This is a genomic window from Nocardia puris (assembly GCF_003315035.1).
Classification (GTDB): domain Bacteria; phylum Actinomycetota; class Actinomycetes; order Mycobacteriales; family Mycobacteriaceae; genus Nocardia; species Nocardia puris.
Window position 1 is genome coordinate 598,823 of sequence record NZ_QNRE01000003.1, and the last position, 20,552, is coordinate 619,374.

The 20,552-nt window shown below is 69.7% G+C and carries 21 protein-coding genes and 1 tRNA gene; 8 read left to right on the plus strand and 14 right to left on the minus strand.

What is annotated here, in order from left to right; all coding sequences use genetic code 11:
• Positions 1–146: 146 nt before the first annotated feature.
• Positions 147–965: an LppX_LprAFG lipoprotein gene (locus DFR74_RS12895; RefSeq protein ID WP_067513869.1), complete on the minus strand. Its 819-nt coding sequence runs from the start codon at positions 963–965 to the stop codon at positions 147–149.
• Positions 966–1,547: 582 nt separating this feature from the next.
• Here DFR74_RS12895 and DFR74_RS12900 point away from each other — a divergent pair.
• Positions 1,548–2,372: a class I SAM-dependent methyltransferase gene (locus tag DFR74_RS12900; RefSeq protein ID WP_067513870.1), complete on the plus strand. Its 825-nt coding sequence runs from the start codon at positions 1,548–1,550 to the stop codon at positions 2,370–2,372.
• A gap of 483 nt (positions 2,373–2,855) precedes the next feature.
• Here the strand turns inward: DFR74_RS12900 and DFR74_RS12905 are convergent, their stop codons facing one another.
• The 3 genes from DFR74_RS12905 to DFR74_RS12915 form a co-directional block, all read right to left on the minus strand.
• Positions 2,856–3,551 carry a hypothetical protein gene (locus DFR74_RS12905; RefSeq protein WP_067513871.1) on the minus strand — a complete coding sequence of 232 codons (696 nt, stop codon included), beginning with the start codon at positions 3,549–3,551 and terminating at the stop codon, positions 2,856–2,858.
• Positions 3,552–3,636: 85 nt separating this feature from the next.
• Positions 3,637–5,025, minus strand: a complete 1,389-nt coding sequence (locus DFR74_RS12910) for an MFS transporter (protein WP_084538156.1) — start codon at positions 5,023–5,025, stop codon at positions 3,637–3,639.
• 311 nt (positions 5,026–5,336) lie between these two features.
• Positions 5,337–6,158 (minus strand): SDR family oxidoreductase, encoded by an 822-nt coding sequence (locus DFR74_RS12915; protein ID WP_067513872.1) that lies wholly within the window; start codon positions 6,156–6,158, stop codon positions 5,337–5,339.
• Positions 6,159–6,343: 185 nt separating this feature from the next.
• Between DFR74_RS12915 and DFR74_RS12920 the strand changes: the two genes are divergently transcribed.
• Entirely contained in the window at positions 6,344–7,846 is a 1,503-nt protein-coding gene (locus DFR74_RS12920) for an AMP-binding protein (protein ID WP_067513873.1), read from the plus strand.
• 19 nt (positions 7,847–7,865) lie between these two features.
• Here DFR74_RS12920 and DFR74_RS12925 read toward each other — a convergent pair whose 3' ends face one another.
• From DFR74_RS12925 to DFR74_RS12950, 6 genes are read right to left on the minus strand one after another with little or no spacing between them, the layout of a single operon-like run.
• The gene (locus DFR74_RS12925; RefSeq protein WP_170160742.1) at positions 7,866–8,591 is read right to left on the minus strand and encodes a TetR/AcrR family transcriptional regulator; all 726 of its coding nucleotides are present in this window, start codon (positions 8,589–8,591) and stop codon (positions 7,866–7,868) included.
• A 50-nt stretch (positions 8,592–8,641) separates the two neighbouring features.
• Positions 8,642–9,277 carry an HAD family hydrolase gene (locus DFR74_RS12930; RefSeq protein ID WP_067513874.1) on the minus strand — a complete coding sequence of 212 codons (636 nt, stop codon included), beginning with the start codon at positions 9,275–9,277 and terminating at the stop codon, positions 8,642–8,644.
• On the minus strand, positions 9,274–10,257 hold the full coding sequence (locus DFR74_RS12935; protein WP_067513875.1) for an NADPH:quinone oxidoreductase family protein: 984 nt from the start codon (positions 10,255–10,257) through the stop codon (positions 9,274–9,276). Before DFR74_RS12935 ends, DFR74_RS12930 begins: the two co-directional genes overlap by 4 nt.
• A 45-nt stretch (positions 10,258–10,302) precedes the next feature.
• Positions 10,303–11,340: a phosphotransferase family protein gene (locus DFR74_RS12940; protein ID WP_067513876.1), complete on the minus strand. Its 1,038-nt coding sequence runs from the start codon at positions 11,338–11,340 to the stop codon at positions 10,303–10,305.
• Entirely contained in the window at positions 11,333–12,115 is a 783-nt protein-coding gene (locus tag DFR74_RS12945) for an SDR family oxidoreductase (protein ID WP_067513877.1), read from the minus strand. The genes DFR74_RS12940 and DFR74_RS12945 overlap by 8 nt, the downstream gene beginning before the upstream one ends.
• Positions 12,115–13,362 carry an acyl-CoA dehydrogenase family protein gene (locus DFR74_RS12950; RefSeq protein ID WP_067513878.1) on the minus strand — a complete coding sequence of 416 codons (1,248 nt, stop codon included), beginning with the start codon at positions 13,360–13,362 and terminating at the stop codon, positions 12,115–12,117. The genes DFR74_RS12945 and DFR74_RS12950 overlap by 1 nt, the downstream gene beginning before the upstream one ends.
• A 273-nt stretch (positions 13,363–13,635) precedes the next feature.
• Between DFR74_RS12950 and DFR74_RS35925 the strand changes: the two genes are divergently transcribed.
• Positions 13,636–13,785 (plus strand): hypothetical protein, encoded by a 150-nt coding sequence (locus tag DFR74_RS35925; protein ID WP_157115888.1) that lies wholly within the window; start codon positions 13,636–13,638, stop codon positions 13,783–13,785.
• A gap of 32 nt (positions 13,786–13,817) precedes the next feature.
• On the opposite strand, the gene DFR74_RS12955 is transcribed toward DFR74_RS35925, so the two are convergent.
• The 3 genes from DFR74_RS12955 to DFR74_RS12965 all read right to left on the minus strand — a co-directional run bounded on the left by DFR74_RS12955 (position 13,818) and on the right by DFR74_RS12965 (position 15,537).
• Positions 13,818–14,483: an SAF domain-containing protein gene (locus tag DFR74_RS12955; protein ID WP_067513879.1), complete on the minus strand. Its 666-nt coding sequence runs from the start codon at positions 14,481–14,483 to the stop codon at positions 13,818–13,820.
• Between the two features lie 88 nt (positions 14,484–14,571).
• Positions 14,572–14,874 (minus strand): FmdB family zinc ribbon protein, encoded by a 303-nt coding sequence (locus DFR74_RS12960; RefSeq protein WP_067513880.1) that lies wholly within the window; start codon positions 14,872–14,874, stop codon positions 14,572–14,574.
• Between the two features lie 69 nt (positions 14,875–14,943).
• Positions 14,944–15,537 carry a 5-formyltetrahydrofolate cyclo-ligase gene (locus DFR74_RS12965; protein WP_067513887.1) on the minus strand — a complete coding sequence of 198 codons (594 nt, stop codon included), beginning with the start codon at positions 15,535–15,537 and terminating at the stop codon, positions 14,944–14,946.
• Positions 15,538–15,625: 88 nt separating this feature from the next.
• Between DFR74_RS12965 and DFR74_RS12970 the strand changes: the two genes are divergently transcribed.
• From DFR74_RS12970 to DFR74_RS12990, 5 genes are all read left to right on the plus strand, one after another.
• Positions 15,626–16,573: a UTP--glucose-1-phosphate uridylyltransferase gene (locus DFR74_RS12970; RefSeq protein WP_113975087.1), complete on the plus strand. Its 948-nt coding sequence runs from the start codon at positions 15,626–15,628 to the stop codon at positions 16,571–16,573.
• A gap of 103 nt (positions 16,574–16,676) precedes the next feature.
• Positions 16,677–17,930 (plus strand): molybdotransferase-like divisome protein Glp, encoded by a 1,254-nt coding sequence (gene glp, locus DFR74_RS12975; RefSeq protein WP_067513882.1) that lies wholly within the window; start codon positions 16,677–16,679, stop codon positions 17,928–17,930.
• A 12-nt stretch (positions 17,931–17,942) separates the two neighbouring features.
• The gene (locus tag DFR74_RS12980) at positions 17,943–18,593 is read left to right on the plus strand and encodes a GNAT family N-acetyltransferase (protein WP_067513888.1); all 651 of its coding nucleotides are present in this window, start codon (positions 17,943–17,945) and stop codon (positions 18,591–18,593) included.
• A gap of 361 nt (positions 18,594–18,954) precedes the next feature.
• Positions 18,955–20,154, plus strand: a complete 1,200-nt coding sequence (gene sepX / locus DFR74_RS12985; protein WP_067513883.1) for a divisome protein SepX/GlpR — start codon at positions 18,955–18,957, stop codon at positions 20,152–20,154.
• A 78-nt stretch (positions 20,155–20,232) separates the two neighbouring features.
• Positions 20,233–20,308, plus strand: a tRNA-Ala gene (locus DFR74_RS12990).
• A 63-nt stretch (positions 20,309–20,371) separates the two neighbouring features.
• Here the strand turns inward: DFR74_RS12990 and DFR74_RS36640 are convergent.
• On the minus strand, positions 20,372–20,552 hold a 181-nt coding region (locus tag DFR74_RS36640), incomplete at its 5' end, for a hypothetical protein (protein WP_211334137.1).

The window sequence follows — 20,552 nt, forward strand, 5'->3', positions numbered from 1 at the left end:
CTCGGCGCCGTATCACGGTGCGCCGAGGCGTATCCCGTGAACGCGAAAGACGCCGGAACGCGGCCGGGAGTCCACGGGCAGGACTCCCGGCCGGCCGTTCGGCGGTGAACGACGGAGCGGAAACCGCTCCGGCCGTGCCGGTTTCGTCAGCCCTGCGGCTTGACGACCTCGACCTTCTTGCCCCACCCCGACAGGGTGACGGTGACGGTGCCGGAATCCTTGGTGACGACGGCGCGCACCAGGTTCGGGCCGGTGCCCGGCGACGCGTCCTGCGAGGGCAGCGACACCTCGGAGGTGGGCGGGGCGACGTCGGTGATCCACAGCGTGATCGGCATGGTGCCCGCGTTCTCCCCGACGCGCGGCACGATCGGGTCGATGACCTTCGCGTCGATGGTGCCGGTGACCTTCACGGTGTCGATGCCGTCGATCTTCTCGCGCGCTTCGGCTTTCGCGTTCTCCACGTTCGCGAGGACGTTGGCCAGACCCTTGTCCTTGTCCAGGATCACGCCCGGGTCGTACATCTTCTCGGCGTCGCCGACCGGCGCGTAGGAGGCGCCGCCGGTCTGCGCGTACAGCGTCTTGTCCACGACGATGAACTTGGAATCGATGAACGGGCCGTCGGGTTCGGTACGCACCTTGGCCTCGCCGATGGCCTGGCCCGCGCCCTGTGGCTGGTTGGTGACGTCGGCCGAGACGCTCTCCACCGGCAGGCCGGGGATGTTCGCGACCAGCAGGTCCAAGTGCACCGACTGCAACGTCTGGGTGGTCTTGGAGCTCTCCTGCACCAACTGCGCCCCCTCGGGGAGCGGTGTGCCGGGCGGCGGTCCGGCCGAAGCCGGTTCGGAGTCGGAGCCGCCGCCGCACCCGGCGACCAGCGCCGCCGCCATCGAGGCCGCCGCGACGGCCAGCAACGGCTTGCGCAAGCGCCGGGCCCGGACGCGCCCGCGAGATGCCAAGTCAGTCATGTATTTCAAACCCCCGGAGAGTTAATCCGTAAACGCATTCGCGTAGGACAGCAGCCCGCCGCCCCGACGTAGTATGCAGCACCCTCCCCGTTCCCGCCCACCGGATACCCGACCATCCGGAAATATCGCACCGCGAACCGGTACCGGCGCAACAGCTTTCACAGCCTTTCGCTATTACGCCGCAGCGAAATCCCTGACGGAATTGCCGTTTCCCATTTCGGATATCTACGGTTCGGAGTCGTAATGGACACGCGGACAATGACGGCGGCCGCGTCGAATTGCCCGATGTCGGACCTCCGTGAATACGGCGGCAGGCAACGAATCGGCGCGCCGATCTACTGGCCGCACCGATAGTCGCAGGGACCCGGATCGGGGACGGGTGCACGCGGTGCGGTGTGCGTGAGTGACTCGGGGAGGTCGGCGGCGCAGGCCGTGCGAACGGCCCGCCGAGTGCGACGGCCAACCTCCCGATGGACGCGCCACCGCCCACGGCCCCCGGCTCGCGAAAGGTAGCTCGCACAGGAGACCGCGCGGCGAGTTACCGTGGGACCCACCTCACGCGGGCGTTCGAACGGAGAGCTCATGTGTGCTGACAAGATCGACGGTACGGCGTTGCGTGGTGTCCCGGCGACGGCGCTGTGGACGTTGCGCAATCGCGCGGTCGAAGCCCTCCGGCCCGATTCCACGTACGAGGACCCGGAGTCGGTGCGGCTGTACGAGACGATCGACTACCCGTACGACGACTTCGGCGGGCCGAGCCAGACCCATCCGCTGCGGGCGCTCACCTTCGACAACGCCATCCGCGACTTCCGTGCGGAACATCCCGACGGCGTGGTGGTCGCGCTCGGCGAGGGTTTGCAGACGAGTTTCTGGCGCCTCGCCGACCCCACCGTGCGCTGGGTGTCGGTCGACCTGCCCGAGATGATCGCCCTGCGTGAGCGGCTGCTGCCCGCCGAACCCCGCCTCACGCACGTGGCCGCGTCCGCGCTGGACCGCTCCTGGTTCGACGCCGTCGAGCCGGGCACGCCGACGTTCCTCAGCGCCGAGGGGCTGTTCATGTACTTCGAGCGCGCCGACGTCCTCTCGCTGATCGCCGACTGCGCGGCCCGCTTCCCCGGCGGCAGGCTCCTCTTCGACAGCATCCCGGCGTGGTTCAGCAAGAAGACGCTGTCGGGCATGAAGCTCGCCAAGCATTCCGACTACCAGGCCCCGCCCATGCCGTTCCACCTCTCGGTCGCCGAGGCGGCCCGGTTGGCCGGCGAGATCCCCGGCGTCGCGTCGGCCACCGACGTGGACCTCGCCCCCGGCCGCGGGCTCTGGGGTTCCCCGCTGCTCAGCTTCTTCTCCCACGCACCGGTGCTGAAGAACTACCGGCCGTGCCTCACGCTGCTGCGGTTCGCGAACTGAAGGCGGATCGTTCCGGCCCCGGAGCACTCGGCAAAAGGCGGCAACTGTGAGGTAATGGTTCATGGCCACCGTGCGGGCGGTGCCTGATCCGGCGCTCATGGCCAGCGCCTCCAGCGGTCGCCTTTCCACCCTCGGCGGCGAAGTTCACGCGGTTCTCGGCGGTGCGCGGTGACCGTGCCTCCCCACCCCGGCGCTCGCGCCCGCGTGGGATCGCTTCGTCTCCCGCGCCGAGGTGCACGCCGTCGCCCTGCGCGGCGCGCCCCGCTCCGACATCACGCTCCCCCTCGCCGCCTGGCGCGGCGGCGTGGACGAATCCCGAGCGGCTCGCCTGCTCGCCGCGTAATCCGTTGCGGTTCATACCCTTCGATAAACCTCGGATACCCCGATCCCGGCCGGTGCGCGGATGCGCACCGACCGAGATCGGGCCGAGGGCAGGGATCCCTCCGCATACTCAGCGTGAGTTCTGTGTCACGCCAGCTACTTTCACTTCACCGGGAACGGTTCGTTGATGGTCGTGAAGTACTGGATCACCGCCGCCGTCGCGACCGGCGCGCCCACGAACAGCGACCCGCCGACGGCCCCGATGGGCGCCAACGCGCCCGCGCCGATGAGACAACCCGCGATCGGTCCCGCGCCGAACATCATCGCGATCGGGCTGGTCGCCGCGGCCAGCGTCACCCCGCCGACCAGGCAGCCGATCACACCCGCGCCGACGGCGCCCGCGATGCCGCCGACCACACCGGCGACCGTGATCGTGCTCGCCATCCGGGAGAACGCCGCGACCTCGCGCTCGTAGGGCGTCTTCCACGGCGCCTGATCCTGGAACGGCAGCGCGACCGGTTCGGTCCGTGCCCGGTCCGGGTCCAGGGACGGCGTCAATCGCGCTGTCCTGCCGTCGATCTCGGCGTCGATCGGGAACGCGACGTTGTTCACGTTGAACTCGAGCGGCACCCCGGCCAGCACCGTGCCGTCGTCGGCGCGGATCTGGAAGCGCCCATCGTCGACGATCAGCTGCCCCGCGTCCACGGTGATCACCGCGGTCGCACCGTTGTTGTAGGCGGTGTAGTTGACGTTCGGGGCGAGATCGACGCTCAACGGTTCCGCGTGGACCGTGCCCGCGGTAACCGAGAGGGACGCGACGGCCAGGGCCGCCGACGCGGCGAACTTACGAACCTTCATGAAAACGCATATCTTCGTTCGTACTTATTGTTGACATCAGATACAAGTTGGTGGCGCCGCGAAAGCACCCGCGACGCCACCGAACTCAGACGTAGAGGTGTTCGCCGGGAACGGCTTTCGGGTCGTTACGCACCTCGGGCGGGTTGGTCTCCTTCAGCACCCAGGCGCTGAACACCGTGATCAGACCCATCAGCGCCAGGTAGACCGACACCAGCACGGTCGTGCCGGTGTTGGCGATCAGCGCGGTCATGATGAACGGCGTGCCGCCGCTCACCGTGATGGCGGCCAACTGATACGCCAGTGACGCACCCGAATACCGCAGCCGCGGCTCGAACAGCTCGCCCATGAACGCGGCCAGCGGACCGTAGGTCATCGACTGGAAGATCGATCCCACCGCCACCGCCACGAAGAACAGCGGCAGCTGCGCGGTGTCGACGAGCAGGAAGTACGGCACGGCCCACAGCGCCAGCCCGGCGCCGCCGATCAGGATCAACGGCCTGCGCCCGACGCGATCGGACCGCGCGCCCGACCACAGGATCACCGCGCAGCCGATCAGCGAGGCGAGCAACGACATGGACAGGATGTCGTTGTGGTTCATGCCGAGATCCTTTGTGGCATAGCTGAGTACGCCCGCGATGCCGATGTAGAACGATGCGTTGGTCGCCGCGAGCAACCCGCAGCCGAGCAAGATCTTGCGCCAGTGCGACCGGACCGCCTCCGACAGCGGCGCCTGCGCCACCGCCGTGGTGCGCTTCTGCGCGACTTCCTTCTGCAATTCCCGGAATTCGGGAGTGTCCTCGACCTTGGTCTGGATATAGAGCACCACCGGGAACAGCAAAGCGCTGCACAGGAACGGAATTCGCCAGCCCCAGCTCAGGAAGGCCTCCTCGGAGAGCGCGGCGGTGGCGATCAGGAACACCACATTGCCGAGGATCACGCCCAGCGGGACGCCCATCTGCCCGAAAGTGCCTGCGAATCCCCGCTTTTTCGGACTCGCCGATTCGGTCAGCAACAGCACGATGCCGCCCCACTGCCCGCCGCACGCCATGCCCTGCACGAAGCGCAGCGAGACCAGCAGGATCGGCGCGGCGACGCCGATCGCGTTCGCGCTGGGCAGGCAGCCGATCAGGAAGGTCGCCACGCCCATCCCGATCAGGCAGACGACCACGGCCGGCTTGCGGCCGTACTTGTCGCCGAAGTGCCCGGCCAGCACGCCGCCGAGCGGCCGCGCGACGAACCCCGCCCAGAAGGTGCTGAACGAGAGCAGCGTGCCCATCAGCGCGGAGCTGTTCGGGAAGAACACCTGGGGGAACACCAGGGCGGCGGCGGTGCCGTAGAGGAAGAAGTCGTACCACTCGATCGAGCTGCCGACGAGTCCCGCGGCGAGCAGTTTGCGATGGGCGCGGCGGTTGTCGCGCGGCGGCGCGGCGGGCGCCGCGGTGCGGCCTGCGGGGTCCTGGGGTGGTGCGGTCATACGCGTGCTCCTCCGGCTGCTTCGCCCACTCCCGGCGCGAGGCCGAAAGTAAACTTGACACCAACTTCAATACGAGTCCGCCTAGTTTGAGACAGGAGCGGAGTAATGTCAATCACACCTTTTCGGCGAGCACCGCGGACCGCACCCCGGGGCCCGAGCCGAGAAGAGTTGTGTAAGTACTGTTCACAGGGCACTTATACCGACATACCCCGCATTCGCACCTGCGAGAAGGCGAATGCGGGGTACAGCCTGGGCAACTTATCTATAGCAATGTCACATCACATTGTGGCCCAGGATCTTTCGCGAAACACTCACGGCGCCCCCTCGAGCAGGGAGCGCTGGTAGCGCCGCATCCCCCGCAACCACCGGTCGTAATCGGCGCCCTTCTGCCGGTACATGTCGAGCACCTCGGCGTGCGGCAGGATCAGGAAGCGCTCCTCGGCGACCGCGTCCAGCACCGCCTTCGCCACGTCCGCCGGTTCGAGCACCGCACCCGCCGTGGTGACCGCCCGCGACGCGGCGGCGCCGAGCCGGTCACCCGAATCCTCCCCGGCGTAGAGCAGTTTCGTGTTCACGCCCATCGGGCACAGGCAGCTCACTCGAACACCCTGGTCGCCATAGGTGACGCTCAACCACTCCGCGAACGCGACGGCGGCGTGCTTGGTCACCGCGTAGGTCGCCGAACCGATCTGCGTGAGCAAGCCGGCGGCCGAGGCGGTGCTGACGAAGTACCCCTCGCCGCGCTCCACCCAACCGGGCACCAGCAGCTGCGCGGCTCGGATGTGCGCGCGGAGATTGACCTCGAGCGAGCGATCCCAGTCCGCCTCCCCCGCGTCCAGTCCGGGCGCGCCCGCGATGCCCGCATTCGCGAAATACAGGTCCACCGGGCCGAATTCGCGTTCGGCGAGCGCGATCAGGGCTTCGATTCGCGCCGCCTCGGCGACATCGCCACCGACCCCGACCGCCACCCCATCGCGGCCGTGCGCGACAGTCCGGGCGACGTCCACGGCCGCCGCGCCATCGATATCGGCCACCACCACGCACGCGCCCGCGGCGACGAGGCCGGCGGCCAGCGCCGCACCGATACCCGCACCGCCACCGGTGACGATCGCGACTTTCCCTTCGAGTTGCACAGCCGATCCTCTCCTCCGCGCGGGCGCATCCTGCCGCACACCGCGTCCTGACTGCAGCCTATCTCGAATCTGACGTCAGATTCAGATACTTGGCGCACAGATCGGCGCCAGTACTTAAAATTGACATCAGATTCATATACGCTCGGTGTGGTCCAGATCACAGTGCGCACCGAAGGATCCCGCCGATGGCCACCGTCTCCGACCCCGTCCGCCGCCATGCCGCCTCGACACCGGACCGGCCCGCGGTCCGCTCCGACCGGGTCGCATGGAGTTACCGTCAACTGTTCGAACTGAGTTCGCGCTACGCGGGCGCCCTGCGCGCGGCGGGCTCGCGACCGGGCGACCGCATCCTGCTCGCGGCGCCCTCGGTGCCGGAGTTCGTGGTCGCCTACCTGGGCATCCAGATCGCGGGCGGGATCGTGGTTCCGGTGAACACGATGTCCACGCGCGCCGAGGTCGAGTACTACCTGATCGATGCCGGATGCTCGCTCGCGCTCGCCTGGGACGACCTCGGCCCCGCCGTCGCCGAGGCCGCGGCGGCGACCGGCGTGCCGTACCGGGAACTCACCGCCGGCGCTGAAGCCGACGCCGACCCGATGCCCGCGGTCGAGCGCGACCCCGCCGACACCGCCGCCATCCTCTACACCTCCGGCACCACCGGACGGCCCAAGGGCGCCCAGCTCACGGTCGGAAATCTGTTGGCGGGCGGGGAGATCGGAGTGTCGGCCGCGCGCAGCACCGCGGCCGACCGCGTGGGGACGGCCCTGCCGCTGTTCCACGTGTTCGGCCAGTCGGCGGTGATGATGTCGTGTTTCACCGCGGGCGGTTCCCTGTCGCTGCTGCGCCGGTTCGAACCCGCCGCCATGCTGACGATGCTGCGGCGCGACCGGCTCACCGTCCTGGCCGGGGTCCCCACGATGTGGAATGCGATGCTGCATGCGGCGGCCGACGCCGATCCGGCCGATTTCGCTGACTTGCGGGCGGCCATCTCGGGCGGCGCGGCGCTGCCAGGGGAGGTCGCGCGCGCCTTCGAGACGAAGTTCGGCTGCACGATCCTGGAGGGCTACGGACTCACCGAGACCACCGCGTTCGGCACCTTCAACGACCTCGGGCGCGGGCCGAAGATCGGCTACACCGGGCACGCCGTCGACCGGATGCGGGTGCAGATCCGCGACGTCGACGGAAACCTCTGTGCGGCAGGCGAAGTCGGTGAGATCTTCATCGCGGGGCCCACGATCATGAAGGGCTACTGGAACCGTCCGGAGGCCACCGCCGAAGTGCTCTTCCCCGACGGCTGGTTCCGCACCGGCGACCTGGGCGAATTCGACGCCGACGGCGATCTGCGCATCGTCGACCGCCTGAAGGACCTGATCATCCGCGGCGGCTACAACGTGTATCCGGGTGAGGTGGAGGAGGTGCTGTACGAGCACCCCGACGTCGTCGAGGCGGCCGTCGTCGGCGTGCCCGACGATCAGTACGGCGAAGAGGTCGCCGCCGTGATCGTCACCGTTCCCGGCGCGGCCCTGGATGCCGCCGAGGTGTCACGATGGACGCGAGAACGGCTGTCCGCCTACAAGGTTCCGCGCATCGTCCAGTTCGCCGATGCGCTCCCCAAGGGCGCGACCGGCAAGATCCTCAAGCGCGCCATCGACCGCGAGGCGCTGCGGCGCGAGACCGTCGGCCGGTAGCGCGACGGCGCGCCGCGGATCACACCGGCGGCGCGCCGTGCACGAGGCCGATGCCGCGCACCCACAGCGTGCACAGCGTGGCCGACGCGGATTCGGCGTCGATGTCCGCGTCGGTCTTGGCCCACTGCGTGCAGAACTCGCGGACCATGCCGCACAGCGCGGTCGCGGCGTAGCGCGCGTCGACGTCGCGGGCAGCGAGGCGGTTGTCCTGCAGGCGGGTGATCATCTGCTCGGCACGGTCGATGAACAGCGCGATCTCGGCCTGTAAGAGGTCGTCCAGATCCGGGTTGAGCCCGGCGACCTCGCCCCACATCAGCATCAACCGCGCGTGGTCGCGAAACGCCGAAACATACGCGCGCACCGCCGATTCGATCGCCTCGACGGCGGTGGCGGGCGGAGCGCCGCGCCGGGCGCGCACCTTGTCGCGCATATCGGCGATGAGCTCGAGCACCACCGCGTGGAAGACGGCGTCCTTGGAGTCGAAGTAGACGTAGAACGTGCCGTGCGCGACGCCGGCTTCGGCGACGATGTCGGCGACCCTGGTCTCGACGAACCCGAGCCGGGCGAACACCACCTCGGCGGCGTCGACCAGCTTCGTGCGGGTGCGCTCACCGCGCGGCGTCAACGCCGACGTCTCCTTACCGACCCGCGTGGTCCCCGGTTCCGACACCGGCACATCGTCCCAGATCACGGCGGGCGCGGCCGACGGCGGGTTGGACGGGCGACCGGAACCGCCCGTCCCCACCGGCTGTCGCCTCGAGCCGGTTTCCCGTCCGCGAGGGCCCGCCGTGTCGCTCACGCGGCGATGCCGAACCTTTCGGCCAACTGCCGTTCGGTGTCGGCCGCGTCGGTGTGCAACACCCCGGCGATGCCCAGACGCGCCGCACCGTCGAGGTTCTGCCGCAGATCGTCGACCATCACCGCGCGCTCCGGGCGCACACCCAGTCGGGTGCAGGCGATCTCGTAGATCCGGCGTGACGGCTTACGAATCCCGACCTCCGCGGAGATCACCGCGACATCGGCGAGCGCGGCCAGGTCGAACCCGGCGTAGCAATCCCGGCCGAACGCGTTGGAGACCAGCGCCACCGGGATGCCCGCCGCGCGCAGCCGCCGGATCAGGTCGAGGCTCGCCTCGTCGGCGGTCAGTCCGCTCTGCATTCTGGCGCTCACGTCCTCGGCGTCGATATCGGCGCCGTGGGCGCGCAGCCGCTCGGCGAAACCGCGATCGAAGGCGTCGGCGTCGATACGCCCGGATTCGTGGTCGACGAGCAGGCGGCGCGCCTCGTCATCGGTGCTCAGCAACGTGATCGGCAGGTCCGGATCGCCCAGGGAGGCGCCGAAGGCGCGGAACGCGTCGAGCACGCTGCTGGTGAGCACACCGCCGAAGTCGACCAGGACGGCGTCGCGCGGGTCGATCGTCGAGGTGCTCACGGCTGGAACACGATTCGTCCGACGGTGCTGCCGTCACCGAGGCGCCCGAGACCGTCCGCGACGTCGGCCAGCGCGAGCCGCTCGCTGATCAGCGGCTTGATCGCGCCGTCGGCGGCGAGCCTGGTCAGCTCGACGTGGCAGTCCTGGATGGCCTGCGGGTCGTACTGCTTGTACAGGCCCCAGTGCAGTCCGATGATCGAATAGTTCTTGATCAGCGCGTGATTGAGCGCCGGCTCCGGAATGGTGCCGCCCGCGAATCCGATGACCAGGATACGGCCCTCGAACGCAATGCATTTCGTGGACTTGGCGTAGGCGTCGCCACCCACCGGGTCGTAGACCACGTCGACGCCGCGGCCGCCGGTGAACTCCTTCACGACGGGCAGGAAGTCCTCGCTGCGCCGGTCGATCACCAGGTCGGCGCCGAGCGCCCGGCAGTACTCCGCCTTGTCGGCGCCGCCGACGACGCCGATCACCGTCGCGCCCGCGGCCTTGCCGAGTTGGACGGCGGAACTGCCGACACCACCCGCCGCCGCGTGCACCAGCAGGGTCTCCCCCGCGCGCAGCCGCGTGCGCCGGTGCAGCGCGAACCAGCTCGTCTGGTAGCCGATGCTCAGCGCCGAGGCCTCGGCGTCGTCCAGCGCGGGTGGCGCGGGGAACGCGTTGCCTTCGTCCAGCACGGCCAGTTCCGCGAACGCGCCGCCGGGCAGATTCGGATTGCCGATCACCCGGTCGCCCACCGCGAACCGCGTGACGCCCTCGCCGAGGGCCACCACCTCACCGCACAGTTCCACGCCGGGCGTGAACGGCAGCGGCGGCGTGATCTGATACCGGCCCCGGCACAGCAGCACATCGGGGAAGTTCGCCGGCGCCGCCGACACCCGGACCAGCACCTGACCCGGGCCGGGCGCCGGATCCGCGGTCTCCTCGAGCCGCAGCACCTCGCGCGGTTCGCCGAGTTCGTGTACCCGCCAAGCTTTCACTGTCGACTCCTCGTGGTCGAATGTCTCGCCGTCCGCGCGCGGACGCTAAATCCCTGCGGCATCGGCGATTTCGGTCGCCTTACGCACCAGCGCGTCGATGCGCTCGACGGTCGGCGTGCCCGCCGCCGCCTTGTTCTGCGGCTCGTCCATGGCGCGGCGCATCACGCCCTCGGCGATCACCGCGACCTTCCACAGACCGAGCACCTGCCAGTACCACAGGGCGGCCGCGTCGCGGCCGGTCTCGGCCAGGTACTGCTCGGCCAGTTCGTCGCGGGTCGGGAACCCGGGCAGGGTGGAGGCCGGGAAGTCGCCGCCGGTGTCCTCGCCGGGTTCCGGCCAGTAGGCGAGCATGCTGCCCATATCGGCCAGCGGCTCACCGAGTGTGGAGAGTTCCCAGTCCAGGGCCGCCACCAGATCGCCGGATGCGCGGTCGGCGATGACGTTGCGCAGGTGGAAATCGCCGTGCACCAAGGTGATTTCGCGCTGTTCGGGAATGGCGGCCACCAGCCTGCGGGTGAGGGCGTCGAGTTCGGGCAGCTCCCTGGTCTTGGACTGTTCCCACTGGCCGGCCCAGCGTTTCAGCTGCCGCTGCGCGTACGGCTTGTGGCTGGCCAGATCCGACAGCCCGACGGCCTCGATGTCGACGGCGTGGATCTTCGCCAGCGTGCGCGGCAGTTCCCGCGCGATGTGGGCGCGCCGCTCGGGGGTGAGCGACCGCGCGATCTCCATCGTGTCGATGACCTGGCCGTCGACGAATTCCATCAGCACCAGCGGCACGTCCGAGACCGCCGCGTCCTGGGTGACGCCGAGGATGCGCGGCGCGGGCACGTCGGTGTGCTCCAGCGCCGCGATGATGCGCGCCTCGCGCACCACGTCGTGCGCCGAGGCCAGCAGGTGCCCGAGCGGCGGCCTGCGCAGCACCCAGCGCCGGTCGGCGGCATCGGTCACCAGGTAGGTCAGATTGGATTGGCCGAGCCCGATCCGCTGGAACCGCAACGGTTTCGCGTGTTCGACGCCCAGCGCGTCGAGCCACTCCGCCACCGCCGCCGGATCGACCGCGGTGGTGTCCCGTACCTCAGGCATCGACCGGCACCCCCTGGCGGAACAGGGCGGCGTTGCCGAGCCGCTGACCGCCGTCGATCACCATCGTCTCGCCGGTCACCCAGCTCGCCGCGTCGGAGGCCAGGAAGGCGACGGCCGCGCCGATGTCCTCCGGTTCACCGATCCGGTTCAGCGCCGTCATCTGGGTGAGCAGGCCCTCATGTTCCTGCCACAGCGCCGCCGCCAGTTTGGTGCGCACCACGCCCGGCGCGACCGCGTTCACCCGGATGCGCGGCGAAAGTTCCAGCGCCAGTTGCTTGGTGAGGTGGATCAGCGCGGCCTTGGTGGCGTTGTAGAGACCGAGATTCGGTTCGAAACCGAGTCCGCCGATGGAGGCGGTGTTGATCACGGAGCCGCCGTGCTCACCCATCCAGGTCTCGGCGGCCAGCGAGGTCCACAGGATCGGCGCCCACAGGTTCACGTCGAAGGTCTTGCGGAACCGGGCGTGATCCTGGTCGATCACCGGGCCGAAGGCCGGGTTGGTGCCCGCATTGTTCACGAGAATGTCCACGCTGCCGAACTTCTCGAGCGTCAGCTCGATGCACCGGCGCGCCGCGTCCTCCTCGACGGCGTGCGCGGCCACGCCCAGCGCCGAGCCGCCCACCTGCGCGGCCGCGGCGTCGGCGGACTCCTGCGAGCGCGAGGTCAGCACCACGTTGCCGCCCGCCGCCGCGATGGCGTGCGCCGCGGCGAGGCCGATGCCGCGGGAGGCGCCGGTGATGATGGCGGTGCGCCCGCTCAGATCGATACCCGTCATCACGCCGTCACCTTCTGTCCGTTGGTCGCGGCGGCCTCGGCCGCGCGGTACTTGCCGAGTTCCTGGCGCGCGATGGCGCGCTTGTGCACCTCGTCGGGGCCGTCGGCCAGCCGCAGCGTGCGCAGGTGCGCCCACGCCATGGCGAGCGGGAAGTCCTCGGTGACGCCGCCGGCGCCGTGCACCTGGATGGCGCGGTCCACGATCTTCAGCGCGATATTGGGCGCGGCCACCTTGATCGCGGCGATCTCGGTGCGCGCCTCCTTGTTGCCGACGGTGTCCATCAGGTGGGCGGCCTTGAGGGTGAGCAATCGGATCATCTCGATCTCGATGCGCGCCTCGGCGATCCAGTCCTGGATATTGGCGTTCTCGCTGATCGGCTTGCCGAAGGTGCTGCGCGACCGGGCCCGCTTGCACATCAATTCCAGTGCGCGCTCGGCCATTCCGATCGACCGCATGCAGTGGTGGATGCGGCCGGGGCCCAGGCGGGCCTGGCTGATCGCGAAGCCCTCACCCTCCCCCTTGAGCACATCCTTGGCCGGCACCCGCACGTCCTCGAACTCGATCTCGGCGTGGCCCTCGCGGTCCTGGTAGCCGAACACCGGCAGGCTGCGCACCACCGTGACGCCGGGCGCGTCGATGGGCACCACCATCATCGACTGCTGCCGGTGCGGGGCGGCGGTCGGATCGGTCTTGCCCATCACGATCAGCACCTTGCAGTTCTTGTGCATCGCGTTGGAGGCGAACCACTTCCGGCCGTTGAGCAGGTAGTCGCCGCCGTCGCGCACCATGGACAGCTCCACGTTGGTCGCGTCCGAACTCGCCACGGCGGGCTCGGTCATGGCGAACGCCGACGCCATGGTGCCCTCCAGCAGCGGCTTCAGGTATTTCTCCTTGTGCTCGTCGGTGCCGAAGAGCGTGAGCACTTCCATATTGCCGGTGTCGGGCGCGTTGCAATTACACGCCTCGGAGGCGATGACGCTGCGGCCCATGATCTCGGCCAGCGGCGCGTACTCCAGGTTCGTGAGCCCCGGGCCCCACTCCGGGTGCGGGTGGAAGAGGTTCCACAGCCCGCGGCGGCGCGCCTCGGCCTTGAGCTCCTCCAGGATCGGCGGCTGGAAGTGCGGATCACCGGATTCCCGCATCTGCCGCTCGTAGACCTCTTCGGCGGGATAGATGTGCGACTCCATGAAGTCGAGCAGATCCGCCTGATACTTCGCGGCGCGATCGGAGATATCGAACAGGGACATCCTGGCTCCTGACGGTCGGGCGGGTTGTCGGTGGGGCGCGATCCGGCGCCGGGAGACATCGGATCCGCGATCCACATCCCTCCCCAAGGGTATATCTGAAACCGGCTTCAATTTCAAGTATCGCCAGCGGAAATGGTCGTTCACCTGCGTATACGGTAGTCGAATTCTGTGCATCAGAGCGGTTGTTTCGAGGGCGGAAACCCACCGATGCGCCGCCGGCGCCGAGACGCCCGGCTTGCACTCAACCGCAGTTGAGTTGCGACCGTCGCTCGCATGGCGCTGTCGAACACCGAGGCCGACCTGCAGGCGGCCGGGCCACCACCGGAACGGCGGCCTCGCCACGCGCTCGCCTTCCCCTCGATCCTGTCGATCCCCTACACGATCGACACGACCCTGACCCGGCTCGCCGCCGCCCTGCGGTGACATCAAGGGCCTTCCCCGAAAACGATTGCCGCTCAATGGAACACCACCGTGAGCGCGGTGTGCAGCGACGCCGCCGCCACCATGGCGGCGTGCGCCGCGTCCATCGCCACGAGCACCACTCGCTCCCCGCCACCGGAGCGCTCCCCCGGCGCGGCCACCAGCACCACGGCGGCGTCGACGGCCAGGGCTCGCGCGGGCCGCGCGCCGGTGCCCTGTTCGCCGCCGCCGATGACGTCCACGCGGTCGCCCGCGCGCAGGATCTCCGCGACGGCGGTATCGGCGAGGCGGATCGGCACGATCCTGGCGTCGGCGCCACCCGTCGCGACGTGCGCGAGCCTCGGGCCGACCACCCGCAGGTCGGTGAAGATCTCGCCCGCGCGCATACCGCCGGTCAGCGTCGAGCCGACCAGATCGGCGGTGGAGGTGGTGGCGCCCTCGGGCAGCGTGCCGGATTCGCGCGGCACCGTGCGCAGATCACCCGGTTCGAGTAAGCGGCCCGGCGCCAGTTCGCGCTCCGCGACCACGACCTCGGTGCGGGCGGCCTCCGGGTCGCCACGCACGACGAGGATCAGCGCGAGGACGGCGAGCGCGGCGGCCAGCAGCCGCCGCAGCAGGACACCGTCGGCCCAGGACGGGCGATTGTGGAGCACCGACCGCAGGGTGTCGGCGCGTCCGAGATCGGCGAGTGCGCGAGTCATGGCCGAAGCCTATGGCCGCGAGCACCCCCGACAGGCCCCGGAAACGACCTCCTGTGGAGACCGCCGGGCCTGGGGATGAATCAGGAAATCAGCTGGCCACGGCCGTGCTGGTGGACGAACTCGCGGTGCTGGAAGACGCCGACGAACCCGAATCCGAACTCGACGAACTCGACCCGCCGTCGGACTTGGCCGGCTCGCTCGCGGTGGACGCGCCGCCGCGGCTGTCGGTGCGGTAGAAGCCGCTGCCCTTGAACACGATGCCCACGGAGTTGAACAGCTTGCGCAGCTTCCCGGAGCACTTCTCGCAGACGGTCAGCGCATCGTCGGAGAAGGACTGCACGATGTCGAAGCGGTTGTCACACTGGGTGCACGCGTATGAATAGGTTGGCACAGGATCCTCCGCAGGTTTCGTCGATCTAGCACTCTACCGCCGACAGTGCCAACGCCGCCAATCGGCCGTTCATTCCGCTGGACGGCCGCCCAGCCGCCGCAGTCCGCCGCGCGGGGTCAGCGCCCAGCCCATCCGCAGGTCGTGCGGCTCTTCCGGCAGCGATTCCACCAGCTCGTCGTCGCGCACCACGGCGACCAGCAGCGCGTCCGGCCGCGCCGCGCCCAACGTCCGGTCGTAGTGCCCGGCCCCGCGACCGAGCCGCACCCCGCGCCGGTCCACAGCGAGCGCCGGAATGAGAATCAGCCCCGCTTTCCCGACCGCGTCACTCCCCAGCCGCGGTCCCGCGGGTTCCCGCAACCCATACTTCGCCGGGCGCAGGTCACGTTCCCCCGTGTACTCCGCCCAATCGAGCGGTTCCTTCCCCCCGGTCAGCGGCAGCAGCACCCGCGCTCCCCCTGCGCGCAACGCGTCCAGCATCGCGATCGACCCCGGCTCGCTCCCCACCGGGACATACGCGCACACCCACTCCGGAACGTCCAGGCCGGCGACCGTTTCCGCCAATCCCGCGGCGTCGCGGGCCCGCTCCTCCGCGGGAACAGCTGAGCGCCGAGTGAGAATCTCCGCACGCCATGCATGTTTGTCCCGCCCACCGGGCATGTTCATGAGGATCACCATAAGCTCACCGGGTGCCGCGCGGTCGCGACGACCGCCCGGCCATGGCACGGATGGATAGGGTGTGCGTATGACAGCAATGGCAGGACCGTCCGCGAACGACGCGGCGTTGTCGTGTTTCCGCACGGCCGTCGTGCCCGCGGCAGGGCTCGGGACCCGGTTCCTGCCCGCGACGAAGACGGTGCCCAAGGAACTGCTGCCCGTGGTCGACACCCCGGGCATCGAGCTCGTCGCCACCGAGGCGGCCGAATCCGGCGCCGAACGGCTGGTGATCGTGACCTCGCCGGGCAAGGACGGCGTGGTGGCGCACTTCGTCGAGGACCTGGTGCTGGAGAGCACGCTCGCCGAGCGCGGCAAATTCCAGTTGCTGGAGAAGGTCCGCAAGGCGCCCGCGCTGCTGGACGTGACCTCGGTCGTGCAGGAGGAGCCGCTCGGCCTCGGCCACGCCGTCGCCCAGGCCGAACGGGTCCTCGACGACGACGAGGACGCGATCGCCATCCTGCTCCCCGACGATCTGGTGCTGCCCTCCGGCGTGCTCGACGTGATGAGCCGGGTCCGCCGCAAGCGCGGCGGCAGCGTGCTGTGCGCCATCGACGTGCCGAAAGACCAGGTCAGCGCCTACGGCGTCTTCGACGTGGCCACCGTGCCCGACGCGGTGAACCCGAACGTGCTGCGCGTCAACGGCATGGTGGAGAAGCCCGCCCTGGCCGACGCGCCCTCCACCTTCGCCGCCGCAGGCCGCTACCTGCTCGACCGAGCCATCTTCGACGCGCTGCGCCGGATCGAGCCCGGCGCCGGGGGTGAGCTGCAACTCACCGATGCCATCGCGCTGCTGATCGCGGAGGGTCACCCGGTCCACGTGGTGGTCCACCGTGGGTCGCGCCACGATCTGGGCAACCCGGGCGGCTATCTTCGAGCTGCGGTCGATTTCGCACTGGAGCGGGAGGAATACGGCCCCGCCCTGCGGGAGTGGTTGCAGCACCGGCTCGGTCCCGACTGGGATCCGCAGCTGGTGACCGGCGAATAGCGGGCGCGCGGGACTTCCGCGCGACACGGGCCGTCGGGTAGTACAGAGGGTTCACCGGACGCGGCGGTCCGGTCGAGGTGCGGAAAGGATCGGGAAGAGCTGGATGCGCTCGGTTGAGGATCAGCAGATCAAGGTGACCGCGGCGGCGGTCGCGCCCAGGCCGGTGCGCGTCGCGATCTCCGAGGCCCAGGGCCTGCTGTGCGCCGAGGACGTGGTCACCGAGCGTCCGCTGCCCGGTTTCGACCAGGCGGCCATCGACGGATACGCGGTGCGCAGCGTCGACGTGTCCGCGGCCGGCTCCGACATCCGCGACGAGGACGGCGACCTCGTCGACCTCACGCTGCCCGTGGTCGGCGAAGTGGTGGCCGGTTCGCGCCAGCCGATCCGGCTGCAACCGCGCCAGACGGTGCGCGTCGACACGGGCGCCCCGCTGCCGACGCTGGCCGACGCCGTGCTGCCGCTGGACTTCACCGACGGCGGCCGCGCCAGGATCCGAATCTACGAGCCGGTGCGCTCCGGCGATTACGTGCGCCGCATCGGCGACGACGTGCAGCCCGGCGACGTCGCCGTGCGCGCGGGCACCATCATCGGCCCGGCCCAGGTGGGTCTGCTCGCCGCCGTCGGCCAGGACAAGGTGCTGGTGCATCCGCGCCCGCGCCTGTCGGTGATCTCGGTGGGCGGCGAACTCATCGACATCGACCGCACACCCGGCCCCGGCCAGGTCTACGACGTGAACTCCTACGCGCTGGCCGCCGCCGCGCGCGACGCGGGCGCCGACGTGAACCGCGTCGGCATCGTCAGCACCGACGCCCGCCGGCTGCGCGACGTGGTGGAGGGCCAGCTGGTGCGCTCGGAGGTCGTGGTGATCGCGGGCGCGGTCGGCGGGTCGGCCTCCGAACAGGTGCGCGAGGCGCTGGAAGGGCTCGGTGACCTCGAAATCGCCAGGGTCGCCATGCATCCCGGCTCGGTGCAGGGATTCGGCAGGCTCGGGCGCGACGAGGTGCCGACGTTCCTGCTGCCCGCCAATCCGGTCGGCGCGCTGGTGGTGTTCGAGGTGATGGTGCGGCCGCTGATCCGGATCGCGCTGGGCCGCAGACATCCGATGCGCCGCGTCATCCGGGCCAGGACCATCACGCCCATCAGCTCGATGGAAGGCCGCAAAGGTTATCTGCGGGCGCAGCTCATGCGCGACGAGACCACCGGCGACTACCTGGTGCAGCCGCTCGGCGGCTCGGGGTCCTCGCACCTGCTCACCACCATGGCCGAGGCGAACAGCCTGATCATCATCGATCCGGAGGACACCGAGGTGAGGACCGGGGACGAGGTTCAGGTCGCCTTTCTCTCCCAGCGCGGCTGAAGCGTGGAGTCGATGAACGTCTTCCGGGTCACGCAGCATCCGGGGTGGCCCGCGCACCTGGGCCCGGTGCGCGTCGCGGCGGGCAAAGTGACGTTGCGGCCGGTGCGATTGCGCGACGCGGCCGCGTGGAGCCGCATCCGGCTGCGCGACCGCGAACACCTCGAACCGTGGGAGCCGACCGGGCGCGGCGCCTGGGAGGCGCGCAACCACGCGTCGAACTGGCCGTCGCTGTGGTCGAGCCTGAAAGCCGAGGCCAGGCGCGGATCGATGATCCCGCTCGTGATCGAGGTGGACGGTACTTTCAGCGGCCAGTTGACGATCGGCAACATCGTGCGCGGGGCCTTGCGCTCGGCCTGGATCGGGTACTGGGTGGCCAAGGACCTCAGCGGGCAGGGGGTCGCGACGGCCGCGCTCGCACTCGGTCTCGACCACTGCTTCGGCCCCGTCGGACTGCACCGCGTCGAGGCGACGGTGCGGCCGGAAAACCTTGCCAGCCAGGCCGTTCTGCGCAATGTGGGCTTCCGGGAGGAAGGTCTGCTGCGGCGCTATCTCGACGTGGACGGCGCCTGGCGCGACCACCTGCTGGTCGGGCTCACCGTCGAGGAGATCAGCGGCACGGTGCTGGACCGGCTGGTGCGCGACGGGCGGGTCATCCTGCCCTGAACGCTCGAATTGGTTGCTGCCGCATAGCTGAATGGCGTGCGGCGCACCGCATCACACAATCGATAGACGGCCGGGAACGATACCGCCGTGACACGTCATGTCCGGCGCGAAACGCGGATAGGTGGGGCAGATTTGTGACGGGTGTGGCGGATGTGCACGGCGCGCCTGCCGGATTCGCGCGGTGCGCCGAATTAACCTACGGACGTCGGTGCTGCGTCCTGCGGTATCGGCAGGGAGCCAGTGCGGCGCCGGTGACCGTGGGCCGCGTCCGAGCGCGTGAGCGGGACCGAACGCACACCGCGGTGCGTCACACCGGGCACGGGCACGGCGAGGAACAGGCGGGACCGGAGGTGATGACCTGATGCCGAATTCGATTCTGTGGATCGGGCTGGTCGTGCTCTGGGTGTTCGTGCTGTTCCCGATCCTCGCCGACCGGCACCCGAGGATCAGGCGGACCACCGATGCCGCGCTGAACACCCGGGTGCTGCACCGCGGTGGCTCCAAGCGGCGCATGAAGAAGGGCCCGGCGGCCGGACACGACAGTGATCCGGACTACCGGCCCACCCGAGTCCACAGAAGGCGAATCCACAGCGATGATGCGGAGGACCGGATGAGCACACCGGCCGACGAGAACGTCACCGAGAACGACGAGAACACCGGCGCGGCGTCCGCGGGCGGGAAGACCGGGCGGGGCGGTGAGCGCCGTGGCGCCGAAGTCGCCGAATCGGATTCGACGCGGGAGCCGGACGCCGAAGAGTCGGCGGGTGCGGACTCCGAGCAGACTGTCGTCGCCTCGGAGGACGTGGTCGCCGAGGGTGCGGAGTCCGACGGCTCGGACGTGGTGGCCGATTCCGACGACGACGCGGACGTCTCGGGGACTGTGCGCGCCGATTCCGACGACACCGCCGATGCGCGCGGCGCTGCGGACGAGCGCGACACAGCTGACTCGGAGGACGCGCCTCGCGAACCGGCTACCGCGCGCATCCCACCGGCCCGTTCGGCCGCGCCCGCGCGCGTCCCCGACCTCGAATACGACGCGGACGACCCCGAATTCGACACCGACTTCGTGCCCACCCGGCGTGGCCGCGGCGGCTTCGACCCCGAAGCCGACGCCATCGCCCGCGCCGCCCGCTACACCTTCCGCCAGCGCGCCGTCCTCGGCCTGCTGCTCACCGCCATCCTCTGCGGCGCGCTCGCCCTGGTGATCAACCCGCTGATCTGGTGGGCCTCCGGACTGTCCGCCCTCGGCCTCATCACCTACCTCGCCTACCTGCGCAAGCAGGTGCGCATGGAAGAGGAGATCCGCCGCAGGCGCTCCGCGCGCCTCGCCCGCAACCGCGACGCCGAGCACGCTCAGGACGACGACACCGAACTGCGCCGCGCCGCCCAGCGTGCCATGGACCGCGACACCGCCCGCGCCCTGCGCCGCCGCTCCGTCCTCCTCGATGCCGACGACGAAGACCCCGCGTTCGACCACCTCGACACCTTCGACCCCGCCACCGCCCGCGCCCTGCGCGACCGCACCGGCACCGCGGGCATGCGCCGAGCCGCAGGCGAATAACCCCAGCTCAGAGGTACGATTCGGAATCCTGTGACCAGTCCTGCTACAGTGTCACAGCGCGGTTCGCCAGAGCCGCACGGGGCTATAGCGCAGTTGGTAGCGCGTCTCGTTCGCATCGAGAAGGTCAGGGGTTCGATTCCCCTTAGCTCCACCATAGGGTCACTACTAGAACCCGGGGCTGAATGAACGCCCTGGAGTAGGACCCCTACTCCTCCCTTCATTCGGGAGTTGCCTGATTCAGGAGCATCCCGGCTTGTCTTGTGCCGGGTTGCGCCGCATGTTCCTGCTTGTGCCCGTTGGGCGGCGTGTAGCTGTCCGAAGGGTTCGTGCAGGCGGTGGCCGTTGATCTGCTCGTCGTCGATGTAGAGCTGTTGGAAGATTGCCTGATTGAACAGGCG

Bases quoted from the DNA above. Each gene is read 5' to 3' on its own strand.
- DFR74_RS12895 (WP_067513869.1), bottom strand. From the start codon at position 965: ATGACTGACTTGGCATCTCGCGGGCGCGTCCGGGCCCGGCGCTTGCGC.
- DFR74_RS12900 (WP_067513870.1), top strand. From the start codon at position 1,548: ATGTGTGCTGACAAGATCGACGGTACGGCGTTGCGTGGTGTCCCGGCG.
- DFR74_RS12905 (WP_067513871.1), bottom strand. From the start codon at position 3,551: ATGAAGGTTCGTAAGTTCGCCGCGTCGGCGGCCCTGGCCGTCGCGTCC.
- DFR74_RS12910 (WP_084538156.1), bottom strand. From the start codon at position 5,025: ATGACCGCACCACCCCAGGACCCCGCAGGCCGCACCGCGGCGCCCGCC.
- DFR74_RS12920 (WP_067513873.1), top strand. From the start codon at position 6,344: ATGGCCACCGTCTCCGACCCCGTCCGCCGCCATGCCGCCTCGACACCG.
- DFR74_RS12940 (WP_067513876.1), bottom strand. From the start codon at position 11,340: ATGCCTGAGGTACGGGACACCACCGCGGTCGATCCGGCGGCGGTGGCG.
- DFR74_RS12945 (WP_067513877.1), bottom strand. From the start codon at position 12,115: ATGACGGGTATCGATCTGAGCGGGCGCACCGCCATCATCACCGGCGCC.
- DFR74_RS12950 (WP_067513878.1), bottom strand. From the start codon at position 13,362: ATGTCCCTGTTCGATATCTCCGATCGCGCCGCGAAGTATCAGGCGGAT.
- DFR74_RS35925 (WP_157115888.1), top strand. From the start codon at position 13,636: ATGGCGCTGTCGAACACCGAGGCCGACCTGCAGGCGGCCGGGCCACCA.
- DFR74_RS12955 (WP_067513879.1), bottom strand. From the start codon at position 14,483: ATGACTCGCGCACTCGCCGATCTCGGACGCGCCGACACCCTGCGGTCG.
- DFR74_RS12965 (WP_067513887.1), bottom strand. From the start codon at position 15,537: ATGAACATGCCCGGTGGGCGGGACAAACATGCATGGCGTGCGGAGATT.
- DFR74_RS12970 (WP_113975087.1), top strand. From the start codon at position 15,626: ATGGCAGGACCGTCCGCGAACGACGCGGCGTTGTCGTGTTTCCGCACG.
- glp (WP_067513882.1), top strand. From the start codon at position 16,677: ATGCGCTCGGTTGAGGATCAGCAGATCAAGGTGACCGCGGCGGCGGTC.
- DFR74_RS12980 (WP_067513888.1), top strand. From the start codon at position 17,943: ATGAACGTCTTCCGGGTCACGCAGCATCCGGGGTGGCCCGCGCACCTG.
- sepX (WP_067513883.1), top strand. From the start codon at position 18,955: ATGCCGAATTCGATTCTGTGGATCGGGCTGGTCGTGCTCTGGGTGTTC.